The organism is Kitasatospora sp. NPDC057965 (assembly GCF_042887135.1).
GTDB lineage: Bacteria > Actinomycetota > Actinomycetes > Streptomycetales > Streptomycetaceae > Kitasatospora.
Genome location: NZ_JBHVPZ010000028.1, coordinates 64,197 through 88,642, shown reverse-complemented (window position 1 = coordinate 88,642; position 24,446 = coordinate 64,197). Strand labels below are relative to the sequence as shown.

Here is a 24,446-nt window from a genome sequence, read left to right as displayed (position 1 = left end):
CGCGGACCGCGGGCCGTCGCTGCGATCAGCCGGCCGCCGCGAGCTGGCCGCAGGCGCCGTCGATCTCCTGCCCGCGGGTGTCGCGAACGGTGGTCGGCACGCCGTGCGCCTGCAGCCGCCGGACGAACTCGCGCTCGTCCTCGGGCCGGGAGGCCGTCCACTTGGAACCCGGGGTGGGGTTCAGCGGGATCAGGTTCACGTGCACCCGCTGGTTCTTGATCAGCCGACCGAGCAGGTCCGCCCGCCACGCCTGGTCGTTGATGTCCTTGATCAGCGCGTACTCGATGGAGATCCGGCGGCCGGACTTCTCGGCGTAGTTCCACGCCGCGTCCAGCACCTCGGCGACCTTCCAGCGGGTGTTGACCGGCACCAGCTCGTCGCGCAGCTCGTCGTCCGGGGCGTGCAGCGACAGCGCCAGGCGGCAGCTGAGCCCCTCGTCGGCGAACCGGTGCATGGCCGGGACCAGGCCGACGGTGGAGACGGTGATGCCGCGCTGGGAGAGGCCGAAGCCGTCCGGCGCCGGGTCGGTCAGCCGGCGGATCGAGGCCAGCACCCGGTTGTAGTTGGCCAGCGGCTCGCCCATGCCCATGAAGACCACGTTGGACAGCCGCGCCTCGCCGCCCGGGATCTCGCCGGACTTGAGCGCGCGCATCCCGGCGGCGATCTGCTCGACGATCTCGCCGGTGGACAGGTTGCGGGTCAGCCCCGCCTGGCCGGTGGCGCAGAACGGGCAGTTCATGCCGCAGCCGGCCTGCGAGCTGATGCACATGGTGACCCGGTCCGGGTAGCGCATCAGCACCGACTCGACGAGCGTGCCGTCGAACAGCTTCCAGAGCGTCTTGCGGGTGGCGTCGTCGTCGCAGGAGACGTGCCGGACCACCGACATCAGCTCGGGCAGCAGGCTCCCGGTGAGCTTCTCCCGGCTGGCGGCGGGGATGTCCGTCCAACTCGCCGGGTCGTTCGACATCCGGCCGAAGTAGTGGTTGGAGAGCTGCTTGGCGCGGAACGGCTGCTCGCCCAGCTCGGCGACGGCCTCCTTGCGCTCGGCGGGGCTCAGGTCGGCGAGGTGTCGCGGGGGCTTGGCGCCGCGCGGCGCGACAAAGGTGAGTTCTCCGGGCTTAGGCATGGTCCATCCAGTGTCGCAGACGCCGGATGCTGACCCCCTCCTCACAAGGGAGTGAGCGGTCAGTGCTGGCCGTCATTTGTCATCGCTGGCCACCTCCGGACGGCCCACAGACGGCCCGGCCGACGGCATCACGGCCCAGGGGGAGCCACCCGGTCTGACATGAGAAAGACCACCATGAAGAATGCATCGATGCGCCTAGACTGGCGCGCGCCAGTCGCCGACGGTGGGAGAGTGCGAGAGGGCATGGGCGGGAAGACCGAGCAGATCGAAGAGACCATCCGGGAGTGGATCCGGTCCGGCAAACTCGCCGAGGGCGCCAAGCTGCCGTCCGAGCGGATGCTGTCGGCGGACCTGGGCGTTGGTCGGACCACTGTCCGGCTCGTCCTGGCGAAGCTCGCCGCCGAGGGGCTGGTCGTCGCCCAGCACGGGAGCGGCTACTACGTCAGCGCGGCCGAGCAGCCGGCCGCCGCGACGGTCACCGCGCCGCACGGCGAACTGGAGCCGTGGCGCATCCACGGCGAGCGCCTGGTGTACGACAACGAGTGGATCAAACTCGCCCTGGTCGATGTGGAGCCGCCGGGCGTCGAACGCTTCGAGCACCACGTCGTCCGGCTCCAGCACGTGGCCATCACGGCGGTTGTGGACGACCAGGACCGCGTGCTCATGCTCTGGCGGTACCGGTTCGTTCCGGGCCGGTTCGGGTGGGAGCTTCCCGGCGGGATCGTGGACGCGGGCGAGGACGCCGCTGCGGCGGCGGCCCGTGAAGTCGAGGAGGAGACCGGCTGGCGGCCGGCCACGGTTGAGCACGTGGTCACCTACCAACCGATGGTGGGCATGGTGGACTCCCCTCACGAAATCTTCGTGGCCCGGGGCGCAACGCTCGTCGGCGAGCCGACGGACGCGGAAGAGGCCGGGTTGATCGAGTGGATTCCGCTGGCCGACGTCCCGGGCCTCATCGCCCGTGACGAGCTGCTCGGGTCGGGAACGCTCGTCGCCCTGCTCCACCTGCTGGCCAACCGCTCTCAGCGGCCTACAGGCGCCCGGTAAGACGCTCAATCCGCCTCCTCTGCCGAACCGACCCCGTGCGGTTCGCGAGGAGGCGGGCCTGTTGCAGGTGCTCTCTCGCCTGGCCGAACTCTCCGCGCGCCAGGTGCGCCTGTGCCAGATCGCACCGCAGGCCCGCCGTCGCCCGCGTGAACGCGGGATCCATCCGTTCAAGGGCCACGTACAGCTCGGCAAGTGCGTCGTCCTCGCCGAGCATGGCGAGGGCGTTCCCGCGCCAGCGCGCCATGTGGCCCGCGTTCAGGAAGATGCTCAGCATGTCGGGGTCGCGTGCTTCGTCGCCAGCGGGCAGCACAGCCGCCGCGCGCTCCAGCGCATCGCGGCAGTCACGAGCGAGACCCGCCTTCGCGCACAGCTCTGCCTCTGCCGCAAACAGCCACGCAGCAAGCCGCGGGGACACCTTCGTCCCGCCGGTCCGCTGAGCATCGCGCACCAGGTCCACCGCCATTTCCGGGCGGCCCGCATCGGCGAGGACGTACGCCTGTTCCGCCATGGCGTGCGCGAGGTACATGGGCTGCTCGGCTTCGGCCGCCGCCCGCTTGCCCAGCTCGTAGTGGCGCCATGCGCGCTCCACCGCCCCGACGTCCAAGGCCTGCCAGGCCGCGAGCGTGGCCGCGCCCGCCAGCGCCGTCGCCACCGGCCGACGAGCGTCAGGGAGTACGGCGAACGTTAGCGCGTCTTCCAACGCGTCGAGATGGGCCCGCATCTGGTCGACCAGAGCGGCGGCGCCCATCTGCCGATCGAAGCTACGGAGAAGTTCGGTCTGGTTCAGGAAGGTGTCCACCATGCCAAGGCTCAGACTGCGGGCTGAGTCGATCCGGCCGATGAGTTCGTCGTAGCCGTCGGCGTCGGGGGCACTCGCCTCCGGGGCTCCGAACAGCTCGTCATCGGTCTTCCCGAACAGCGCCCGGAGGATCAGCGCGTACGTGCTGGAGACCGCGCGGCGCCCGTTCTCCCACTCGGAGACGTAGACCTTGAGGCTGGCCGGCGAAGCCACGTCGGTGAGGTGCTGCTCGGCATACCGGCTGATCTCCCGGACCAACCGCTCTTGAGACCAGCCGCGCTGCTTGCGGGCCTCCCTTAGACGCTGTCCCATGTGCCTGCCCCTGCCGTGGTGACGCCCGTTCGTGGTCGGCATGTTCGTACTCAGCATGCCGCACGTAGAACTCCCCCATGGCGGGTTAACAAAACCGGGTTAACCCCCGCTGGCTACCGGGTCGTTGGCGCACGTCGTTCCATAGAGGTGCGGCCAGAACTGACGGGCCGACAGGGAAACACTTGACACTGGTGCGCACCAGTTGCAAACTACTGGTGCGCACCAGTTGAGAGGCGGGTCGCTCCCTCGGGGGTGCCCGTGAAAGCCCAGGTAGACGCAGTGGAGCGGCGCCCATCCGCCAAGAAAGCCGCCGCCCCACTCCCCAGTGAAGGGAGTTCCATCATGCACGCCACGCTCACCACTTCACGAGTCGCCTCCGTCGAGGTCCCGGCTTCCGGTGGGGTGTCGGTCGTTGACCGGCGTCTGCCGGGCCAGCGGTACCCGCGTGTCGAGATCGAGGGCATCGCGCTGAACCGGCTCCAGATCGCCACCGCGCTGCTGGAGATGAAGCACATCGTCACGGGCCACAAGCCGTCGATCAACGTCCTGACGCTGGCGCTGACCAAGGCCCTGGAGGCCTACGGGCTGGAGGGCATCCAGGCCGCCGCCCGGGACATGGTCCACCTCGACCCGACCGCGTGGCACCACCACGACGTCGCCAGGGCCTGGGGGCTGGCCCACGAGGTGGTCATGGGCTACTGGTACACCAACGCGGAGTCCCGGCCGATGACGCGCCACGAACGCGCGGTGGCCCTGCACCTGGCCGGGGAGGACGCGTTCCCGACCATGCGGCAGGACGACTACCTGGCCGCGCCGATGAAGCCCGAGGAGCTGTCGCTCCTGATCGCGCAGGGCGCCGCCATGGTGCCGGTCGCGGTGCTGGAGGAGCTGGGCGAGGAACTGGCCCGCGAGCAGAGCGCGTTCGGGCCGAAGCCGTCCACGCCCGCCGAGCGCATCCGCCGGGCGGAGCTGAAGCGGCTCCTGCCGAACTTCAACCGTCGGCGCCTGTGCGACTCGGTGACCGAGGTCGCCACGCTCAAGCACGAGCTGGCCACGCCGCTGGTCGTGCTCACCGACACCGGGGAGCGCTTCCTGGGCGCCGTCGTCGCGGACAGCCCGGAACTGCACCTGCGCCACCTCGCCACCGTCGGCCGCATCGCCGAGCGCACCGTCTACACCCGCCGCGTCCTGGTCCCGGCCGGCTTCTTCCCGGCCGACGGCTGCCCGGTCTGACCCTCCCCGGCCCGCGCCCACTGCCGCTTTCCGCAGCGCCCGCGCCCGCCTCTCCCACCGCCACCCCCGCGCCGGTCGACAGCCCGCCGGCGCCTCCCGGAACCCGGAGTACCCCGCCGTGCCCGCTCCCGTCGACTTCACCGAAACCGCCAACACCGCCTCGATCAGCACGCTCGCCGACTACGCCAGCGACGAGCCGCTGAAGGTCCGCCAGATCGCCCGCGCCCTGGGCGTGTCCGACGACACCGTCTACCGCGAGATCCAGGACGGCCGTCTCGTCTCCTACCGCGTCGGCCGGGGCCGGGGCATGATCCGCGTCCAGCGCTCCGCCTTCCGCACCTACCTCAAGGCCCTCGGCATCCCGATCGGCCTCGGGGTGCTCACCTCCTGACCCCCCGCACTCACCGCCGCTCACCGCGTGCTCACCGGCCCGACCGGCCGACGGCCGACGGCTGGCCCTCGCGGCCCGGTTTCAACCACGACCGACCGGCCTTCAGGGGCACGCGTGGGGCGGTGAACACCCGGGTGCTCACCGCCGCTCACGGGACCGTTCCCGGCGTTCCCGCCGACCGTTCCCGTGTTCCGGGAAGCGTTCCCGCCCCGTTCCCCCAAGCCTCGGTCGCCCACCGACCAGACGCCGCGCACCGACCGGCACACAACCGCGTTCACCGGTGAACATCCCGGCCGTTCACCGGTGATCCCCCCGACTCCAGCCCGACTCCCGACCCTTGCAGGAGTAGCTGTGACCAGCCAGAACGGGGCCGACTCCCGCGCCCCCGAACCACCACCACCCGGAGCCGAAACCCCGCCCCCCGCCGCTGAAACGGCCGCCCGTGGACGTGAAACCGGCCCGGCCGTGAGCGCCGCTCACCCCGGTGCTCACCGCCCCGTTCACCCCGCCGCCGAAGCGTTCACCGGTGCGGCTGAAGCTCCGGCCCGCGCCCTCGAAACGGCGCCCGGCGCACCTGAAACGGGCCCGGCCGTGAGCGGTGGACACACCGCCGTGAGCGCCGGTGAGCACCCGGTGAACACCCCCTCCGCCGGTGCCGCTGAAACGCCGGACGGCGGCGCTGAAGCGGACCCGGACGCGGTTGAAACGGCCCTGCCCGACCCGATCGCCCTCCCGGCGCCGGTCCGCGACGCGCACCGCTCCACCGCCCGGTGGGCCGCCGACCGCTTCCTGAGCGTGATCCGCAGGATCAGCCCGGCGGTGGTGTTCGACCGGTGGGGCCAGCCCCTCGGCATCCCCGAGTACGGATCGCCCGCGTTCGCCGCCCTGGCGCCGGCCGACCCGCGCCGGGAAGCCGCCCTCATCACGGCCGCCGAAGCCTGGCGCCAGCAGGCCGAGGGCGCCCCGGAGGCGATCCACGCCCGGCTGCGCACGGACCTGGTGCTCGGCGAGCGGGCCCGCGCCGCGTGGGTGGCCGAGGACGAAGCCGCGTGGAAGGACCTCGTGCGCACGGTGCGTGCCTGGTCGAACCACCCGACCGCGTTGGAGCTGGCCGAGCAGCGTGCCCGCGCGGCCAAGGCCGCCCACCGGCCGGTGAGCGCTTCGCCCGGGTGGCCGCCGGTGGCGATCCCCGGGCAGCCCGGCTGGCACCGCCACCACCGCGACGGCCGGCAGGCCGACCTCCCCGACACCACCACCGCCACCCAGCTTGCGGAGAGCGCCTGATGCCCGTCGAACTCCACCTCGCCGCCCCCGCCGACGGCCGACCACAGACCCGGCAGAACCCGCTGTACGACCCCGCCCCCGGCACCGTCCGGCCCGAGCGGCCGGGCCCGGTGCCGGACCCGGAGGTGTTCTGCGGGTGGGTCGGCTCCACCGTCCGCGACCTCGACCCGACCACCGAGGCCGACCCGGTGGGCATCCTGGTCAACCTGCTGTCCGCCGGCGGGGCCGCGATCGGCCCGGGGCCGTTCATGTGGATCGGCAACGACCGCCACCCCGCCCTCATCTGGGCGCTCACGGTCGGCGCCACCGCCGCCGGGCGCAAGGGGGCCGGGACGAACACCGCCAAGCGGCTGTTCAAGGCCGCCGTTCCGGAGTTCATCGCCTGCAACACCCGCTCCGGCCTGTCCTCCGGCGAGGGCCTGATCGAGATGGTCCGCGACGGCGACGGCGACAAGGACCCCGGCGTGACCGACAAGCGGCTGTGGGTCGTGGAGTCCGAGTACGGCGTCACCATGGCCCGGGGACGGCGCGAGGGCTCGTCCCTGAGCGGCATCCTGCGGCAGGCGTGGAACGGCGAGGACCTGGGCGTCATGAACCGGGACGCCCTGCACGCCACCGCCCCGCACATCGCCGTCATCGGCCACATCTCCCCGCGCGAGCTGCGGGCCAAGATGCAGGACGCCGAGATGGCCGGCGGCACCTACAACCGCTTCCTGCCGGTCTTCGTCCACCGCAACCTCCTCGACCCCGACGGCCAGGGCGCCCCGGACGAGCTGATCGACAACCTCGCCACCGCGTGGAAGACCGTCCTCACCGACGCCCGCCGCGTCGGCGAAGTCCAGCTCGACCAGCAGGCAGCCCAGCTCTGGCGCGACGAGGTGTACCCGGCGCTGTGCGGCGACGAGGGGGACGAAGGCCCGATCGCGGAGTTCACCGCCCGCGCCGCCCCCTACGCCAAGCGCGCCGCCATGGTCTACGCCCTCCTCGACCACACCGACCGCATCGCCGAACACCACCTGCGCGCCGCCTGGGCCCTGGTCCGCTACGGCCGGGCCAGCGCCGCCCACATCCTCGGTCCGACGGCCGCCGCCAGCACCGGTGACCCGCACCTCGACAAGTTGCTGAACGCGGTGAAGACCGCCGGGCCCTCCGGCATGACGCAGTCGCAGGTGCAGGTGCTGCTGAAGCGGCTGAACGCCACCCAGCGCGCCGACGTCACCGCCCGCCTGTGCCAGTTGCCCGGCTTCGCCGCCGCTCAGCTCTCCACCGGCGGACGCCAGCAGACCGTCTACCTCTACGCCCCGCCCGCCTGACAGGCGGTCCGGAAAGGCCGAAAAGGCCGGAAAGCCATCTGACCTGCGGAAACGGCTGGCGGAAAGTGGTCCGGAATGGTCCGCAAAGCCGTCCGCCCCCCGCCCGCCCCGAACCTCCCGGACCCTTTCCGGACCATTCCGGACCACTTTCCGCCACGCAAAACCCCAGCTCAGAACCCTTTACGGCCTTTCCGGCCTTTCCGGACCACCCCCGACCCGACGGAGATCACCACCATGACCACCAACACCTGCACCCCGACCGTCCGGCCGTCCACAAAACTGGACACCCCACCCACCGCCACGACACCCCGCGCCCGCTCCCCACCAAGGCCCGGTCGGCCGGAAGAACCCACCCCACGCCCCGCCGGCCAGGTGGCCTCTTCAGCGCCCGCCGGACGCCCATCGGACCGGCCTCCGTGACGCTTCGCGCTCACAAACCGCGCCCGCCATGTGCATCCGAGGGCCCCAAGCACGCGTGCACGCGTACGCGCGAGGGCCGCCCAGCCGCCACATAGCGTCACGGCAAGAGAGCGGCCAACCGTCAGACGCCAAGTGTCAGAAACCGTCTGACACCCAGCGGGCCCGATTTCCCCGGGTAACGCGCACGCGCGCGCGAGCTGACGCGTCTGACACCCCGATCTGACGTGCCTGACACCTCACCTGACACCCACTCTGACGCCCCTGACACCCCACCCTGACGGTCCTGACACCCCCGACCCACCCCATCGGCCCGTTCTGACGGTCCTGACATCTCGCCCGGCACCCGCCCTGACGGTCCTGACACCTCTGACACCCGCCCTGGCACCCCCAGCGCCGTCACCCACCGCAGCCAGACCGACCGCCGGCTCACCTGTCGCTTGTCTTGTCGCCTGTCGCCTCACCCCCGCCGATCCGCCCCCAGACCCCGGAAACCCCCTCCGACCTGCAGGACGACAAGCGACAAGACAAGCGACAAGACAGGCAGACGACAAGCCACACGACAAGCGAGACGACAGCCCCACCACCCACCTGTCACCTGTCACCTGTCACCTGTCATCCCCACCCCGAAACAGGCTCCACAGCCCCGAAACACACCCCTGACCTGCGCCTTACAGGCGACAGACAGGTGACAGGCGACAGGTGACAGACAGGCCACACGACAGGTGAGGCGACAGGTGGCACGACAGCCCAACCGCCCCTGGAGGAGACCTTGGCCAACCGCCGCACCCCGCCCGACAACCCGCCCACCACGGTCCCCCTGCCCACCCGATTCCTCACCCCCGAGGACATCGCCTCCCTCTTCGGCGTCCCGCTGGAAACCGTCTACCAGTGGCGCCGCAAGCACACCGGCCCGCCCGGCTTCCGCGTCGGCCGACACCTCCGCTACCACCCCGACGCCGTCGCCCAATGGGTCACCGACCAGACCCACCAGACCGCCGCCTAGCCCGATCGCCGGGTGGCAGGCGCCCGCCCGCGTCCGCCACCCGAGAACGCCCCGCAGGCCTCTCAATCGCCACGCAGCGTCACCGTATGGGCCCCATACAGGGTCACACAGCAAGCCCCATACAGGGTCACACGCCGCGTGTAGCCCCACACAGGCCTGTGTAGCCCTCTGACCTGCCCGTGTGGGGCGTGTGACCCACACACCGTATGGGCCATACAGGCCCACACAAACCCCGGTTTCGGCCCCGAATCCCGCTCTGTGTGCCCCACGCAGCCGTATGCCCCATACAGCTCGCAGACGCCCACAGCGACCACTCACCGTCACCACCACCACAAGGAGCGGCCCATGGCCGGCCACATCCAAGACCGCTGGTACAAGACCGAGAACGGCCCCGACGGCAAACCCCACCGCGTCCGCACCGACCGATACGGCACCGGCAAGCGCTACCGCGCCCGCTACGTTGGGCCCGACGGCGCAGAGAAGAGCAAGAGCTTCCCCGACCGCCAGAAGCGCTTGGCGGAGGAGTGGCTGGCCCGGATCGAGGCCGACATGTCGCGCGGCCAGTACCTCGACCCCAAGGCGTCCAGGACCACGTTCCAGCAGTTCGCCGAGCGGTGGCTCAAGGCCCAGACCACCGACCCGGCCAGTCAGGTACTGGTGGAGACCAGGCTGCGGCTGCACGCGTTCCCCCGGATCGGCCGCCGACCGCTCGACTCGTTCCGGCCCTCCCACATCCAGGAGCTGGTGAAGGAGCTGGAGCAGAGCCCGATCTCGGGCGGGTACGCCCGGAACATCTACTCGGACGTCCGGGCCGTTCTGTCGGCCGCCGTGGACGACGGGCTCCTTAGTCGGAACCCGTGCGGCGCGGCGTCGGTCCGCCCGCCGGCCGTCGAGACTCGCCGCGTCGTGCCCTGGCTCCCGGAGCAGGTGTTCGCGGTACGCGGCGCGCTGCCGGAGCGATACCGGGCGATGGCCGACCTGGGTGCCGGGTGCGGACTGCGGCAGGGCGAGATCGTCGGCCTGGCGGAGGACGACGCACTCGACTTCGAGACGGGCACCGTCCACGTGCTTCGCCAGGTGAAGCAGATCCGGGGGAAGGCCGTGTTCGCTCCGCCGAAGTGCAACAAGGAACGCGACGTGCCGCTCCCCAGCTCCGTGGCTGCCGCCGTCCGGGCCCACATGGACGGCTGCAAGCCCGTACCGGTCACACTCCCGTGGAAGACCCCGGACGGGCCGCCGGTCACCTTCCGGCTGCTGTTCAGCAACACGGCCGACGGGCTGGTCTGGCGGAGCAACTTCAACCTGCAGGACTGGAAGCCCGCGCTCGCGGCGGCCGGCCTCATCCCGACGCCGCGTCCCGGCGAGGCCTACGCCTCCGCGAGGGAGCACGGCATGCACGCCCTGAGGCACTTCTACGCCTCCGTGCTGCTCGACGCCGGGGAGAGCATCCGGGCCGTGAGCGACTACCTGGGCCACGCCGACCCGGCCCTGACGCTCAGGGTCTACGCCCATCTCATGCCGAACAGCCAGGACCGCGCCCGGAAGGCCGTCGACCGGCTGTTCCTGCCGGGCGAACCGACCACCTGACGGCCCAGGGACGGCCCGGAAGACGCGCGAGGGCCCCCTACACGCGGGAAAGTCGCAGGTAGAGGGCCCTCCGTCGCCGCCCCGGTGAGAGTTCTCCGGGCTTAGGCATGGTTGTTCCAGTGTCGCAGACGCGCGGAGGCCCCGGACGCCGTGCGTCCGGGGCCTCCGTGTGCGGGTGCTGTCGGCTCAGCTGCCGACGAAGGCCGCCAGCAGAAGCCAGACCACCGGGGCGGTCGGCAGCAGCGAGTCCAGCCGGTCCATGATGCCGCCGTGGCCGGGCAGCAGTGTGCCCATGTCCTTGATGCCCAGGTCGCGCTTGATCATCGACTCGCCCAGGTCGCCCAGGGTCGCGGTGACCGCCGCGCAGCCGCCCAGGATCAGGCCCTGCCACCAGCTGCCGCCGTCGATGATCAGTTCCATCAGCAGCGCGCCCGCCAGCATCGACAGGCCGATGCCGCCGGCCAGGCCCTCGCGGGTCTTGCCCGGGCTGATGGTCGGCGCCAGCTTGTTCTTGCCGAACTTGTAGCCCACCGCGTACGCCCCGGTGTCGCTGCACACCGTGACGATGAGGAAGAGCACGATCCGCTGCGGACCGTCGTCGGCCGCCAGCATCATCGCCACGAAGGTGGCGAGGAACGGGACGTAGAAGGCGGTGAAGATGCCCGCCGTTATGTCCCGCAGGTAGTTCTCGGGCGGCTCGGTCATCCGCCAGACCATCACCGCGAGCCCGGTGAGCGCGAGCGAGGCCGCCGCCCACTGGATCCCCGACCAGTAGCCGGTGGCGACCATCGCGATGCCGCCCGCGACCAGCGGGATCAGCGGCGCCTTGATCTCCTTGCGCTCGGCCAGCCGACTGGTCAGCTCCCAGACACCGACCGACACCGCCGCGATCACCACGACCAGGAACAGGGCCTTGACGACGAACAGCGAGGCGACGATCACCGCGCCGAGGCCGACGCCCACGCCTATCGCGGCCTGGAGGTTGCGGCCACCGCGCTGTTTGCGCTGTGGCGGCTGAGGCTGCGGATCGGCCTGGGCCACGGGTGTCTCCTGCCCTGGGTGGGACGACGGCACGAGGAAGGGCTGCCCCGCCGCCGGTCCGCCCGGCGTGCCGGGGTACGGCCCACCCGCGGGAGCGGGAGGCGGGGTGTCGTCGGTGATCGCGCGCAGCACGACCGTCTCCGACGCACCCGGCTCCACCGTTCCGGGCTGCTCGTCGCGGAACAGCGGTCCGCTCAGCCGGCCCGTCTCCCGGGCCGGCCCCTCGGCGGGGTCGGCCCCGGGCGGGGGCACGGGCCGCGGGCCCGGGTCGGCCGGTACGGGAGGCATGACCTGAGTCTCCTCCGCGTCCGGGTCCCAGTACACCGGAGGCTGCTGGGAGTGACCCGTTCGGTGGCCGGGGTCGCCGGCGCCGTACGGCCCGTGCGGCGCGGGATGACCGGCGGGCTGCGCCGGGTGTCCGGGTATGCCGCGAGCCTGCGCAGGTGCGACGGGCGCCTGCGCAGGCTGGTACGGCCGGAACGGCTGGTACTGCTGGTCGGACGGGCCCCAGTAGCCAGGGGCGTCAGGGGCGTCGTTCATCAGACCTCGAGCAGCTCGGATTCCTTGTGCTTCAGCAGCTCGTCGATCTGGGCCACGTACTTGGCCGTGGTGTCGTCGAGCTCCTTCTCGGAACGGCGGCCGTCGTCCTCGCCGACCTCGCCGTCCTTGACCAGCTTGTCGATGGCGTCCTTGGCCTTGCGGCGCACCGAACGGATCGAGACCTTGGCGTCCTCGCCCTTGGTACGGGCGATCTTGATGAACTCCCGGCGGCGCTCCTCGGTGAGCTCCGGCAGCACCACGCGGATGATGGAGCCGTCGTTCGACGGGTTGACGCCCAGGTCGGAGTCGCGGATCGCCTGCTCGATCGCCTTCAGCGCGGTCTTGTCGAACGGCGAGACGACCGCCATCCGCGGCTCCGGCACCGAGAACGAGGCCAGCTGGTTGATCGGCGTCTTGGCACCGTAGTACTCGGCGACGATCTTGGCGAACATCGCCGGGTGCGCACGGCCGGTGCGGATGGCCGCGAAGTCGTCCTTGGCGTGGGCGACGGCCTTCTCCATCTTCTCCTCGGCCTCGAGGAGGGTCTCTTCGATCACTGTGATCTCCCTGTCCGGTTCATCTGCGGTTGTTCCGTCCGGTGTCTGGCGGTGGCCGGTCGCGGCTCCCGCGCCGTTCCGTACGGCTGGTTGCTGCTCAGGCCCGGACAGAATCCTGGCTGATGAGTGTGCCGATCTTCTCACTCTTCACTGCCCGCGCGATATTGCCCTCCGCGAGCAGCTCGAAGACCAGCATCGGCAGGTTGTTGTCCTTGCACAGCGTGATCGCGGTGAGGTCGGCGACCTTGAGGTCGCGCGCGATGACCTCGGAGTACTCCAGCGCGTCGAACTTCACCGCGTCCGGGTTGGTCCGCGGGTCGGAGTCGTAGACGCCGTCCACGCCGTTCTTGCCCATCAGCAGGATGTCGGCGTGGATCTCCAGGGCCCGCTGCACGGCCGTGGTGTCGGTGGAGAAGTAGGGCATGCCCATACCCGCGCCGAAGATCACCACACGGCCCTTCTCCAGGTGCCGGACGGCGCGCAGCGGCAGGTACGGCTCGGCGACCTGGCCCATCGTGATGGCGGTCTGGACCCGGGTCTCGATGCCCTCCTTGACCAGGAAGTCCTGGAGCGCCAGGCAGTTCATGACCGTGCCGAGCATGCCCATGTAGTCCGAGCGGGCCCGGTCCATTCCGCGGACCTGGAGTTCGGCGCCCCGGAAGAAGTTCCCGCCGCCGATCACGATGGCGACCTCGGTGCCCGCGCGGACGACCGTGGCGATCTCGCGGGCGATCGCGTGCACGACGTCCGGATCGACGCCGAGCCCGCCGCCGCCGGCGAAGGCCTCACCGGACAGCTTCAGCAGCACCCGGCGGCGCGTGCCGTCGTGGGTGTCCTGCGCGGTCTCCTGCGTCTCCTGCATGGACTTCTCCTTCTACACCTACTGGTTCACAGGCGCGGACGTGCGGATCCCCGGCCTGCGCGTACACGAGAGGAGGCCACTGCCGCGGGAACCGGTTCGGTGTCCTGCACGGCAATGGCCTCCTCGTCGTTCATGCTGCCGACGCGGCTCGCCCATGAACGGATGGCGCTGGGTGAGCCCGTACGGCGCGTTCCCTGCCGCCCTGGTCAGCGGGCGGGGGCGGCTTCCAGCCTACGGCCGGAAGCGCGGGTGGAACGTGGCTCAGGCGCCGACGCGGAAGCGGGCGAAGCGCTTGAGGGCGACGCCGTTCTCCTCGAGGACCTTGGCGACGGACTTCTTGTTGTCCTTCGCGAAGGCCTGCTCCAGGACGGAGTTCTCCTTGACGAAGCCGGTGACGCGACCCTCGACGATCTTCGGGAGGGCGGCCTCCGGCTTGCCCTCCTCGCGAGCGGTGGCCTCGGCGACGCGGCGCTCGTTCTCGATGTCCTCGGCCGGGATGTCCTCGCGGGACAGGTACTTCGGCGCGAAGGCGGCGATGTGCTGCGCGACGTCCTTGGCGACCTCGGCGTTCTCCTTGTCCAGCTCGACCAGGACGCCGACGGCCGGCGGCAGGTCGGGGCTGGTCTTGTGCAGGTAGACCGCGACGAAGCCGTCACCGTCGAACTGCGCGAAGCGACGGAAGACGATCTTCTCGCCGAGGGTCGCGTTGGCCTCGTCCACGAACTGCTGGACGGTCTTGCCGGCCTCGATCTCGGAGGCGAGAGCGGCGTCCAGGTCGGCCGGGGCGGTGGCGGCGACGTGGGCGGCGATCGCGTCGGCGACCTGGACGAAGTTGTCACCCTTGGCAACGAAGTCGGTCTCGCAGTTCAGCTCGACCAGGACGCCGGACTTCTTGTCCTCGGCGATGAGCGCGGCGACGGCACCGTTGGAGGCGTCACGGCCCTCGCGCTTGGCAACGCCCTTCTGGCCCTTGATGCGAAGGATCTCGACGGCCTTCTCGACGTTGCCCTCGGCCTCGTCCAGGGCCTTCTTGCAGTCCATCATGCCGGCGCCGGTCAGCTCACGGAGCTTCTTGACGTCCGCGGCGGTGAAGTTCGCCATGGTGTGAATCTCTTCTCGCGTCTCGCGTGTCTGCGTGGGGTAGCACCGGGGCCGGTGATTCGGCCCAGGCACGGGAGAGAGGGGCACCGACCGGCGTCGTACCGGCGGGTGCCCCTCACCCTTGGTACGTCAGGCCTGCTCGGCCGGAGCCTCGGTGGCCGGAGCCTCGGCGGCGGGGGCCTCGGTGGCCGGCGCCTCGGCGGCGGGGGCCTCGTCGGCCTTCTTCTCACCCTCCAGGAGGTCCTTCTCCCAGTCGGCGAGCGGCTGGTCGGCGCCCGGCTCGGCCTTGACGTCGCCCTTGGCGACACCCGCGCGGGCCTTGAGGCCCTCGGCGACGGCGTCGGCGATCACACGGGTCAGCAGGGTGACGGAGCGGATCGCGTCGTCGTTGCCCGGGATCTTGTAGTCGACCTCGTCGGGGTCGCAGTTGGTGTCGAGGATGGCGACGACCGGGATGTTGAGCTTCCGGGCCTCGCCGACCGCGATGTGCTCCTTCTTGGTGTCCACGATCCAGACGGCGCTGGGAACGCGCTGCATGTCGCGGATACCGCCGAGGGTCTTCTCCAGCTTGTCGTGCTCGCGCTGGAGGACCAGGAGCTCCTTCTTGGTGAGGCCGGAGCCGGCCACGTCCGAGAAGTCCAGCTCGCCCAGCTCCTTGAGGCGCTGCAGGCGCTTGTAGACGGTCGAGAAGTTGGTCAGCATGCCGCCGAGCCAGCGCTGGTTCACGTAGGGCATGCCCACGCGGGTGGCCTGCTCGGCGATGGCCTCCTGGGCCTGCTTCTTCGTGCCGACGAAGAGGACGCTGCCGCCGTGGGCAACGGTCTCCTTGATGAACTCGAAGGCGCGGTCGATGTAGTTCAGCGACTGCAGGAGGTCGATGATGTAGATGCCGTTGCGCTCGGTGATGATGAAGCGCTTCATCTTCGGGTTCCAGCGGCGGGTCTGGTGACCGAAGTGGACGCCGCTCTCCAGCAGCTCCCGCATCGTGACGACGGCCATAGCCGTGCTCCTCAGGTGTTACGCCCGGCTCCGGCGCAGCGGCGTCACGGTCGGCGCACGGTGGCGCTTCCCGCTCGGCGCGTGCGAACGGCCGGGTCAGGCTCGGTTGTCCGTGGCGGCCAGGTGGCAGCCACGCCTGACGCCCCGAACGTGCCGAGCCGCTTCCACCCGGCGGTCCGGGGACCGGCCGGGCTCGGCGGACCGAGCGGCACTCGCACCTGGCGGAGGTGGCGGCGGAGCCGCTTCCGTCCACCGGTGGCGGGGCGTGCGAAGTCGACCCGGCGGACCGGGTCGCGTGTGAAGTGTACGGGAAGCGCCGCGCGCCGGGCGACTCCGCGGCGGGCGGGCGGCCGGGGACACGCCTGGTCCGGGCTGCCCGGGCGGCCCTGTGGGGCCCGCGTGAACCCGGCGGGGTACACCCGTTGGAGGGACGGCCACGGTCCACAGGGGCCGGTTGTCCACAGGAATCGGGGCGGGGGTGGCCGGGCCGGTGCGGGCCGGGGAACCTCGGCGGCATGACTGCTGCTGACGGGGTTGCGGGCGGTGCTGTGGTGGCGGGTGGGGTGGACCGTGCGGGCGGTGCGGGCCGGGTGGGCGGCGTGGGTGGTTGCGGCGCTGCGGATGGTCGGGGCGGTGCGCCGGTCGGGCTGCGGTCCGGTCGGCGGGTGCTGGTGGTCGTGCTGGTGGTGCTGGGCACGCTGCTTCCGTTCGGGTGGCCCGGAGCCCTCGGCCATGCGGCGGGCGGTGGGGGTGGCGGCAGCGGGGGCAGCGGAGGCGGGGAGGGTGGAGGCAGCGGCTCCGGCGGCGGGCGGGCATGGCCGGTGGACGGGCCGGGCGGCCGCCCGGCCGTCGTGGTGCACCGCTTCGAGGCGCCGGCGCGACCGTGGGGCGCGGGGCACCGGGGCGTCGACCTGGCCGCCGGCCCCGGGGCGGAGGTGCGGGCGGCGGCTCCCGGTGTGGTCACGTTCGCCGGGCCGGTGGGCGGGCGACCGGTGGTCACGGTCACCCATACGATCGTCGCCCGTGCGAGCGCCGCCGCTCCCCCGGCGCCCCCGCTGCGGACCACCTATCTACCGGTCGCCGGCACCGTTCCGGTGGGCACCTCGGTGGCGGCGGGCCAGGTGATCGGACGGCTCGCCGACGGGACCGGCCACTGCGCCGACGGTGTCTGCCTGCACTGGGGCCTGCTGCGCGGACGGCGCTACCTCGACCCGCCGTCCCTGTTCGGGACCGGTCGGGCCAGGCTGCTGCCGCTCACGAACCCGCCCTCCGAGGACCCGGGGCAGCCGGTCAGCTCGGACCGAGTCCGTGCAGGGCGAGGGAGACGGCGGCGTCGGCGATCACCTCGGGGCTCTCGGCCCGACCGCCCGCCGCCCGCTGCTCCGACTGCCGGACGGCCGCCTCGACGATGCCCTGGAGCAGCGCGGCCGCCAGCCGGGGCTCTTCGTGGCCGAGGTCCTCCAGCGCCTGGACCACGAGCCCGACCAGCGTCCCGTGCGCCGCCCTGATGCGCTCGCGGGCCGCGTCGTCCAGTTCCAGGGCGGAGATCGCGGCGACGGCCCGGTGGCGGGGGTCGGCGGCCAGCGCGAGCTGGCCCCGCACATAGGCCTCGATCCGCTCGGCCGCGGTGTCGCGGCTCGCCATCCCGGCCTCGATCTCGGCGGCCCAGAGCGGGAAGTCGGTCTCGCAGAGCGCCTCGACCACGGCCGCCCGCGAGCGGAAGTACTCGTACACCGAGGAGCGCGCGAGTCCCGTGCGCGCGGCGAGCGCGGGGAAGGCCAGGGCCTCCATGCCTCCCTCGGTGAGGAGACTGCGGGCAGCGTCGAGGAGGGCTGCCCGCTGCATCTGACGGTGCTCGGCCACACTGGCCGCTCGGATCTTCGGCACGCACTCCACTGTACGGAGCCCTACATCCCACCGGTACGGTGCCGCACACCGGCACGATGCGGAGGGTTGCGTACCGGGGCGCAGAGTGCCGGCCGGGCGTACGCGGCGCACCCCGCCGGGGTTCCGGCCGCCGTGCCGCTACCGGATGTCCGACAGCTTGGCGCGCAACTGGAGCACCGACTTGGTGTGGATCTGGCTGACCCGGCTCTCCGTCACCCCGAGCACCTGGCCGATCTCGGCCAGGGTCAGGCCCTCGTAGTAGTAGAGCGTCACCACGGTCTTCTCCCGCTCGGGGAGCGTGTTCACGGCCTGCGCCAGCAGTCGGCGCAGTTCGCGGTCCTCGGCCACCTCGACCGGGTCGTCGGCACCGTGGTCCTCCAGGGTGTCCATCAGGCTGAGCCGGTTGCCGCCCTCGCCGACCGGGTGCAGCAGTTCGTCGAGCGCCACCACGTTGGCGAGCGAGAGCTGGCTGAAGATGGCGTGCAGGTCCTCGATGGCGATGCCCATCTCGGCCGCGACCTCGGGCTCGTTCGGCGTCCGCCGCAACCGGGCCTCCAGCGTCGCGTACGTGCGCTCGACCGCCTTCGCCTTCTGCCGCACCGAGCGCGGGATCCAGTCCAGCGCCCGCAGTTCGTCGATGATCGCGCCGCGGATCCGGCTGATGGCGTAGGTCTCGAACTTGATGGCGCGTTCGATGTCGAACTTCTCGATCGCGTCGATCAGCCCGAAGACCCCGGAGGAGACGAAGTCGGCCTGTTCCACGTTGGAGGGCAGGCCGACCCCGACCCGGCCCGCCACGTATTTGACGAGCGGCGAGTAGTGCAGGATCAGCTGCTCCCGCAGCCGCTGGTCGGCCGTCTCCTTGTAGGCGCGCCAGAGCTCTTCGAGCGCCGTGCGCTCCCGGCCGGCCGCCGCCCGGCGGGGCCCAGGCGCCTCGGGCGGTTCGGGGGCGGCCGGGTCGGCGGAAGCGCCGGGCGCGTCCGGACAGTCGTCGTGCGCCCCGGAGTGCGCCGTACGGCCGCCCTGCCGCGCGAGGGCCCCCATCCCGCCCGCGGCCTTGGGCGGGAACTCGGTCACGGTGCGCCGCTCGGTGCGCGGCCCTCCCGAGGACCGGGCGCCACCGGTCACTCGGTGTCCGGGAATGTGTGTGGGCATACGTTGGTCTGCGCCGTTCTGCCGAGTCATGTGCTGATAGGGAAGGCATGGCGAGCGTAGCGTGACCGACTCGCTGCACAGTGCTACCGCCACTCGGTCGTCCCCCGATCCGGTGGCTTCGTGTCACCGCCTCGGGGTACCGGAGGCAGACGGACGGGGCCGCACCCCGCCGCCCCCCGCCGCGCCGGGCCGCTCCGTCAAGCCCCGTCCTCCCTCCACTCGTCCGTGTGGTCCGCTCCCCGGTTGTCGGCCTCCCCGACCTGCCGTCACCTCCTGCGCACCAGGCGCCAGTGCGCCCCGTGCCGTTCGACGTGGCCGAGCGAGCCCAGCTCGTAGAGCCGCTGGAGCACCTCGTCCGGCGGGAGCCCGGACTGCCGGGCCAGCCGCTCCACCGGCGCGCCGTCCGGCGTGGCGGGCACCGCCTCCAGGACCCGGGCCGCCGCCGGCTCCAGGAGGTCCCGGGGCAGCACCGGTCCGCTGCGCTGCGGCGCGAGGTCGTCACCGATCGCGCCGATCAGCTCGACGACCTCGGCGGCGTCGGTGACCACGGTCGCGGCGCCGCTGCGGATCAGGGCGTGCACCCCGGCGGACAGCTCCGAGGTCACCGGGCCGGGCACGGCCATGGTGTGCCGGTTGAGGTCGCGGGCGCGTCTGGCGGTGCTGAGCGCCCCGCTGCGCAGCGCCGCCTCGACCACCACCGTTCCGCGGGTCAGCGCCGCGATCACCCGGTTGCGCAGCACGAACCGGAACCTGGTCGGGTGCTCCCCCGGTGGGAGTTCGCTCAGCAACAGCCCCTGTTCGGCGATCCGGCGGATCAGCCCAGTGTTGCCCCTCGGGTAGGCCACGTCCACCCCGCAGGCGAGGACACCGACGGTCGGGCCGCCGACCGCCAGCGCGCCCCGGTGGGCGGCCGAGTCGATGCCGTAGGCCCCGCCGGAGACGACCACCCAGCCGCGTTCGGCGAGTTGGGCGGCGAGGTCCCCGGCGACGTGCGCACCGTACGCCGTGCAGGCCCGGGCGCCCACCACCGAGACCGAGCGCAGCGCGAGCAGGCGCAGCGAGCCGGTGCCGACCACCCAGAGGCCGGTGGGCCTGGTCTCCCCGAGGTCGTCCAGCTGGCTGGGCCACTCCGTGTCGCCCGGAATGATGAAGCGCCCACCGGCCGCCCGCACCCGTTCCAGGTCAGCGACCGGGTCGAGGCCGGTCAGCCGGGCCCGGTAGGCCGCCAGCCGGGCGTCGTCCGGGCCCGGTCGGCCGGGCACCGTGCCGTCCCCGATCGCCCGGACCACGTCGAGCGCGTCGGTGTGGGCGAGCCAGCGGCCGAGCGCGGCGTCCCCGGGCTCGCCGAGCCGGCTGAGCGCCGCGCGGGCCAGACGCTCGTGCTCGAATTCGTGCTCGAATTCGTGCTCGGGCTCGTTCTCGGGCTCGTTCTCGGGCTCGGGCTGCGGCCTGGGCACCGGCTCGGGCGGCGCCCCGGGCCGAGGGGCGGCGCCCGGTTCGGCGGGCGGGCCCTGGGCGAGATCGTTCGCGGTGCGGTTCACGGGGCGGCCTCCTCGGGCTCGGGCTGCGGATCGGCGGTGCGCCGGGCGGAACGGGGGCGGGCCGGGCGGCGCTCGGCCTTGCCGCCCGGCCGGTCCGGGGCGGGGTCCGCCCGCCCGAAGAAGCGCTCCGTCAGCGGATTTCCCTGCTCCACGCCGGTGCGCAGGACGAGGGCCGTCCGGACGTCACGCTGTTCCGGGCGCTCCCGGCCGGCCAGGTCCGCGACCGTCCAGGCGACCCTCAGCACCCGGTCCAGACCGCGGGCGGTCAGCAGGCCCCGCTCCAACTGGCGCGCGGCGTCGTTCAGCGCACCCGGTGCCAGCTGCCAGCGGGTGCGCAACTCATGGCCGGGGACCTCGGCGTTGGTCCGCCACGGTGTGCCGGCCAGCCGGGTCGCCGCACGCTCTCGGGCCGCCTGCACCCGGGCCGCGACGACCTCGGTGGTCTCCGCCGAGGTGTCGCGCTGCATCAGCTCGGCCCTGGTCACCGGGGCGACCTGGACCTGGAGGTCGACCCGGTCGAGCAGCGGTCCGGAAAGCCGGCCCTGGTACCGGCTGACCATGGCGGGCGTGCACTCGCAGCCCTCGCCCCGCCGTGAGTGGCGCCCGCACGGGCAGGGGTTGGCGGCCAGGCAGAGCAGGAACCGGGCCGGCAGCCGCATCGATCCGGCGGACCGGGCGATCACCACCTCGCCCGATTCGAGCGGCTGGCGCAGCGCGTCCAGCACCCGGACGGGGAACTCCGGTGCCTCGTCGAGGAACAGGACGCCCCGGTGGGCCAGCGAGACCGCACCCGGTCTCGGCAGCCCGCTGCCACCGCCGACGATCGCCGGCATGGTGGTCGAGTGGTGCGGGGCGCAGTAGGGCGCCCGGTCGACCAGCGGCCGCCCGACCGGCAGCAGCCCCGCCACCGAGTGGACCGCGGTGACCTCCAGGGCCTCCTTCTGGGTGAGCGGCGGGAGCAGCGCGGGCAGCCGCTCCGCCAGCATGGTCTTGCCCGCGCCGGGCGGCCCCTTGAGGTAGAGGTGGTGACCGCCGGCGGCGGCGATCTCCAGGGCCCGGCGGGCCTCGTACTGGCCGGCCACGTCGGCGAGGTCCATCCGGGCGGCCGCCTCGTCGGGCAGGCCCCGCACCCCCGCGCTGGGGAGCATCAGGCCGGCCATCAGCGGGTCGGGGTGCCCGCCGGGGCGGTCGGCGGGCTCCTCCGGTTCGGGGGCTCCGGTGAGCAGCGCCATCAGCTGGCGCAGGCTGCGCACGCCGAAGACGGTCACCCCGGGGACCAGCTCGGCCTCGGCGGCGGTCTGGTCGGCGACCACCACGCGCCGGTAGCCGGCGTCCGCGGCGGCCAGCACCGACGGGAGCACCCCGCGCACCGGGCGCACCCGCCCGTCCAGCCCGAGTTCGCCGATCAGCAGCAGGTCCGCGATCGCGGCCGGGTCGAGCCGTTCGGCGGCGGCCAGCACGGCACAGGCCACGGCGAGGTCGAAGCCGCTGCCACTCTTGGGCACCGAGGCCGGGCTCAGCCCGACGGTCAGCTTCCGCTGCGGCCAGGCCTCGCCACTGTTGACGACCGCCGCGCGCACCCGGTCGCGGGCCTCGGAGAGCGCCTTGTCGGGCAGGCCGACCAGGGTGAACGCCGCCACCCCGGGCTCCAGATCGGCCTGGACCTCGACGATCACCCCGTCGACGCCGACCAGGGCCACGGAACACGTCCGGGCGAAGGCCACCTCAGACCACCCCCCGCAGGTGATCGACCGACGCGGCGCCGCGGGACCGGTTGACGACGGCGACCAGGTCGATCCGGACGCCGCCGGGCGGCACGGGCGCCCACGGCGGGTCGCCGACGCCGGGCCGGTACTCGGTACCGGCCAGCCGGGCGAAGTGGCCGGGCCAGCGCTCGGCCATCCAGCGCTCGGCCAGTCGGCGCAAGCGGTCCGCCTTGGTCGGACCGATGGCCTCGCTGGGCTGCTGGAAGCCCCGCTCGGAGCGGGTCTTGACCTCGCAGACCGCCACGGTGTCGCCGTCGAGGGCGACGATGTCCAGCTCGCCCTCGACGCAGCGCCAGTTGCGGTCGAGGATGCGCAGCCCGTCCTCGGCCAGCCGACGGGCGGCGACCTGCTCGCCGTAGCGGCCGAGGCCGGCGTTGGTCGGCCGCGACGGGGGCGACGCGGCCGACGGGGGCGGACCGCCCGCCGTGGCCCGCGTCGTCCTCCGGCGCGGCTGCCCGTCCTGCCGGGCCTTCGCGGTCCTCTTGCGCGTGGCGCGCTCGATCTCCTGCACGGTGACCACCTCCGCCGGGGAGGTTGCCGTGCGGTCCGGGATCGGACCAGAGAGTTGTCCTTTCCTGTGGACAACTCGGGCCTGTGGATAACTCCTGTCACCTGCGGGAGTGATTATCCCGGAATACCCGGAATTCCCCTGGACATCCGGGGGCCGGGCGGTCCACCGTCAGTTCCCGAAGCCGGACTCGTCCGAGGGCAGCTCCAGGTCGCTCTTCGCGAGTTCCTCGATGTTCACGTCCTTGAAGGTCAGCACCCGGACCTTGCGGACGAACCGGGCCGGCCGGTACATGTCCCAGACCCACGCATCCGCCATCGACACCTCGAAGAACACCTCGCCCTGCACCGAGTGCACCTGCAGCTCGTAGTCATTGGTGAGGTAGAACCGTCGCTCGGTCTCGATCACGTACTTGAACAGGCCGACGACGTCCCGGTACTCCCGGTAGAGCTTGAGCTCCATCTCGGTCTCGTACTTTTCGAGATCTTCGGCACTCATCCAGGCGTCCCCTCAACTTGTCACGTCCACCCATTGTGGACCACCGCACTCACCCTCAGAGCCTTACCGGGGCTGCCGGCGGCCCCTCGGTCAACAGCCGCTGCAGAAAGTCCACCAGCCCGACCGGATAGACGGTCTCGGCGGTGGCCCGCAATTCCCCGACCGTCCACCAGCGTGCCGCGAGCAGCTGGGCGTGCTCGTCCTCGCCCATGCCCGAGTGGTCCAGCACCGTGTCCGTCGTGCGGGCCAGGTGGAACCACTGGTCCTGCTCGTAGCGCCGTCCCCGATAGGAGAACGAAGCCTTGCCGTACGCCACCACCGGCCCCAGCTCCACGCCGCGCAGCCCGGTCTCCTCCAGGAGTTCGCGCTCGGCGGCGTCCCGGAGGTCCTCCCCCGGCTCCAAGCCGCCGCCGGGGGTGAACCACCAGGTGACGCCGGGGACCGCCGGGTCCGAGCCGTGGAACAGCAGCACCCGGTCCTGCCCGTCGAACAGCAGGATCCGCGAGGCCCTGCGCCGCTGTGCCGCCATGACGAGCCTCCACGCTCCCTTCGTCCGCCCCGGTCGCTCCCCCGATCCTGCCACCCGGCGCGGTCGTCCGGGGCGAGGTTGGGCAGAGCGGCCCCGGCGCGAACCGCGCCGGCCGGGGTCAGGTCGTGCGGCGGCGACGGCGCGCCAGCCCTGCCACCCCGCTCACCGCCGTGGTCACGAGGATCGTCGCCGCGCCTACAACGCTCGCCCAGAACGCGGGTTCCAGCGGTCCCGGGCCTGCCGGGCCCTCCCCGCCGACCACCTCGAACGCCGAGGTGCCGGACAGCAGGCCGGCCCGGCCGAGCGGAAGCACGGTGGCCTCGACCCGGGCCTCCACCCCGGTGGCCGGGACGGTCCCGCCGTCGACCTCCAGGTGGACGCGGGAGTCGAGCGAGCCGAGCCGGTTGTCGCCGAGCAGGAAGAGACGGCCGGGCGGCACCTCCACGCTGAAGGCGGTTCCCTGGGCGCCCTGCGCCGCGAGGTACGGCTCGTCCACCGGCTTGCCGTTGACGGTCAGCCGCTGGTCACCGGTGGCGACGGCGACGGTGTCGCCGCCGATCGCGACCACGCGCTTGACCATGAGCGGGCCGCCCCAGGCCTGGTCGCGGAAGACCACCACGTCACCGCGCCGGACGTCCGCGCCGTCGGTCTTCCGCGCCAGGACGGTGTCCCCGGTCCTGAGGGTCGGCTCCATCGAACCGGTCGGGATGTTGTACGGCCGGTAGCTCACGGCGATCACCGCGAAGCCGCCGATCAGCAGGACCAGGCCGACGGCGAGCAGCACGCCCTGGACCACGGCCCCGGGGGCGCGCCGGGGGCGGACCGCGGCCGGGGGATCATCGGTCGTCCGTTCCACGACACTGCTCATCGACACCGTCCAACCCCTGACCGACCCGGAAACGCTCACGGCGGCGTACCGGGGCCACGGGCGGAAAACCCGGCGGGCC

The 24,446-nt window shown here is 72.4% G+C and carries 22 protein-coding genes and 1 pseudogene; 8 read left to right on the top strand and 15 right to left on the bottom strand.

The window, feature by feature from the left end:
- Positions 1–25 precede the first annotated feature (25 nt).
- Entirely contained in the window at positions 26–1,126 is a 1,101-nt protein-coding gene (gene rlmN, locus ACFVVU_RS30175) for a 23S rRNA (adenine(2503)-C(2))-methyltransferase RlmN (protein WP_380690387.1), read from the bottom strand.
- 243 nt (positions 1,127–1,369) lie between these two features.
- Here rlmN and ACFVVU_RS30170 point away from each other — a divergent pair, with 243 nt between their 5' ends.
- Positions 1,370–2,173 carry a GntR family transcriptional regulator gene (locus tag ACFVVU_RS30170; RefSeq protein ID WP_387793431.1) on the top strand — a complete coding sequence of 268 codons (804 nt, stop codon included), beginning with the start codon at positions 1,370–1,372 and terminating at the stop codon, positions 2,171–2,173.
- On the opposite strand, the gene ACFVVU_RS30165 is transcribed toward ACFVVU_RS30170, so the two are convergent.
- On the bottom strand, positions 2,157–3,284 hold the full coding sequence (locus ACFVVU_RS30165) for an XRE family transcriptional regulator (protein WP_387793430.1): 1,128 nt from the start codon (positions 3,282–3,284) through the stop codon (positions 2,157–2,159). The genes ACFVVU_RS30170 and ACFVVU_RS30165 overlap by 17 nt on opposite strands.
- Before the next feature lie 342 nt (positions 3,285–3,626).
- Between ACFVVU_RS30165 and ACFVVU_RS30160 the strand changes: the two genes are divergently transcribed.
- From ACFVVU_RS30160 to ACFVVU_RS30135, 6 genes are all read left to right on the top strand, one after another.
- Positions 3,627–4,517, top strand: a complete 891-nt coding sequence (locus tag ACFVVU_RS30160) for a hypothetical protein (RefSeq protein WP_387793410.1) — start codon at positions 3,627–3,629, stop codon at positions 4,515–4,517.
- A 118-nt stretch (positions 4,518–4,635) separates the two neighbouring features.
- Positions 4,636–4,908: an excisionase family DNA-binding protein gene (locus tag ACFVVU_RS30155; RefSeq protein WP_387793408.1), complete on the top strand. Its 273-nt coding sequence runs from the start codon at positions 4,636–4,638 to the stop codon at positions 4,906–4,908.
- A 612-nt stretch (positions 4,909–5,520) separates the two neighbouring features.
- Positions 5,521–6,192: a hypothetical protein gene (locus ACFVVU_RS30150; RefSeq protein WP_387793407.1), complete on the top strand. Its 672-nt coding sequence runs from the start codon at positions 5,521–5,523 to the stop codon at positions 6,190–6,192.
- Positions 6,192–7,505, top strand: a complete 1,314-nt coding sequence (locus ACFVVU_RS30145) for a DUF3987 domain-containing protein (RefSeq protein ID WP_387793405.1) — start codon at positions 6,192–6,194, stop codon at positions 7,503–7,505. Before ACFVVU_RS30150 ends, ACFVVU_RS30145 begins: the two co-directional genes overlap by 1 nt.
- 1,189 nt (positions 7,506–8,694) lie before the next feature.
- Positions 8,695–8,928 (top strand): helix-turn-helix domain-containing protein, encoded by a 234-nt coding sequence (locus ACFVVU_RS30140; protein ID WP_387793403.1) that lies wholly within the window; start codon positions 8,695–8,697, stop codon positions 8,926–8,928.
- Between the two features lie 345 nt (positions 8,929–9,273).
- The gene (locus ACFVVU_RS30135; RefSeq protein ID WP_387793401.1) at positions 9,274–10,515 is read left to right on the top strand and encodes a tyrosine-type recombinase/integrase; all 1,242 of its coding nucleotides are present in this window, start codon (positions 9,274–9,276) and stop codon (positions 10,513–10,515) included.
- A 186-nt stretch (positions 10,516–10,701) separates the two neighbouring features.
- Here the strand turns inward: ACFVVU_RS30135 and ACFVVU_RS30130 are convergent, their stop codons facing one another.
- The 5 genes from ACFVVU_RS30130 to rpsB form a co-directional block, all read right to left on the bottom strand.
- Positions 10,702–11,844, bottom strand: coding sequence for a phosphatidate cytidylyltransferase (locus ACFVVU_RS30130; RefSeq protein WP_380682009.1), 1,143 nt, complete (start codon positions 11,842–11,844; stop codon positions 10,702–10,704).
- Positions 11,845–12,095: 251 nt separating this feature from the next.
- Entirely contained in the window at positions 12,096–12,653 is a 558-nt protein-coding gene (gene frr, locus ACFVVU_RS30125; protein ID WP_355369605.1) for a ribosome recycling factor, read from the bottom strand.
- Positions 12,654–12,750: 97 nt separating this feature from the next.
- Positions 12,751–13,515, bottom strand: coding sequence for a UMP kinase (gene pyrH, locus ACFVVU_RS30120; protein WP_355369607.1), 765 nt, complete (start codon positions 13,513–13,515; stop codon positions 12,751–12,753).
- A gap of 261 nt (positions 13,516–13,776) precedes the next feature.
- Positions 13,777–14,616, bottom strand: a complete 840-nt coding sequence (tsf, locus tag ACFVVU_RS30115) for a translation elongation factor Ts (RefSeq protein ID WP_355369609.1) — start codon at positions 14,614–14,616, stop codon at positions 13,777–13,779.
- A gap of 129 nt (positions 14,617–14,745) precedes the next feature.
- Positions 14,746–15,615, bottom strand: a complete 870-nt coding sequence (gene rpsB / locus ACFVVU_RS30110) for a 30S ribosomal protein S2 (RefSeq protein ID WP_380682008.1) — start codon at positions 15,613–15,615, stop codon at positions 14,746–14,748.
- Positions 15,616–16,130: 515 nt separating this feature from the next.
- Here rpsB and ACFVVU_RS30105 point away from each other — a divergent pair.
- Positions 16,131–16,817, top strand: a pseudogene (locus ACFVVU_RS30105) (murein hydrolase activator EnvC family protein); the annotation flags it as partial.
- An 88-nt stretch (positions 16,818–16,905) separates the two neighbouring features.
- On the opposite strand, the gene ACFVVU_RS30100 reads toward ACFVVU_RS30105, so the two are convergent.
- From ACFVVU_RS30100 to lepB, 8 genes are all read right to left on the bottom strand, one after another.
- On the bottom strand, positions 16,906–17,478 hold the full coding sequence (locus ACFVVU_RS30100) for a TetR/AcrR family transcriptional regulator (RefSeq protein WP_380682013.1): 573 nt from the start codon (positions 17,476–17,478) through the stop codon (positions 16,906–16,908).
- Between the two features lie 162 nt (positions 17,479–17,640).
- Positions 17,641–18,546: an RNA polymerase sigma factor WhiG gene (whiG, locus tag ACFVVU_RS30095; RefSeq protein WP_380682012.1), complete on the bottom strand. Its 906-nt coding sequence runs from the start codon at positions 18,544–18,546 to the stop codon at positions 17,641–17,643.
- 377 nt (positions 18,547–18,923) lie between these two features.
- Positions 18,924–20,198 (bottom strand): DNA-processing protein DprA, encoded by a 1,275-nt coding sequence (gene dprA, locus ACFVVU_RS30090; protein WP_387793398.1) that lies wholly within the window; start codon positions 20,196–20,198, stop codon positions 18,924–18,926.
- Positions 20,195–21,922: a YifB family Mg chelatase-like AAA ATPase gene (locus ACFVVU_RS30085; RefSeq protein ID WP_387793397.1), complete on the bottom strand. Its 1,728-nt coding sequence runs from the start codon at positions 21,920–21,922 to the stop codon at positions 20,195–20,197. The genes dprA and ACFVVU_RS30085 overlap by 4 nt, the downstream gene beginning before the upstream one ends.
- A gap of 1 nt (position 21,923) precedes the next feature.
- A complete protein-coding gene (locus ACFVVU_RS30080) occupies positions 21,924–22,295 on the bottom strand; it encodes a YraN family protein (protein ID WP_387793428.1) in 372 nt (123 codons plus the stop codon).
- Between the two features lie 348 nt (positions 22,296–22,643).
- Positions 22,644–22,970, bottom strand: coding sequence for a DUF2469 domain-containing protein (locus tag ACFVVU_RS30075; protein WP_030056781.1), 327 nt, complete (start codon positions 22,968–22,970; stop codon positions 22,644–22,646).
- A 55-nt stretch (positions 22,971–23,025) separates the two neighbouring features.
- Positions 23,026–23,499 (bottom strand): NUDIX hydrolase, encoded by a 474-nt coding sequence (locus ACFVVU_RS30070; protein WP_380682005.1) that lies wholly within the window; start codon positions 23,497–23,499, stop codon positions 23,026–23,028.
- A 118-nt stretch (positions 23,500–23,617) separates the two neighbouring features.
- The gene (lepB, locus tag ACFVVU_RS30065) at positions 23,618–24,367 is read right to left on the bottom strand and encodes a signal peptidase I (protein WP_387793396.1); all 750 of its coding nucleotides are present in this window, start codon (positions 24,365–24,367) and stop codon (positions 23,618–23,620) included.
- Between the last annotated feature and the right edge of the window lie 79 nt (positions 24,368–24,446).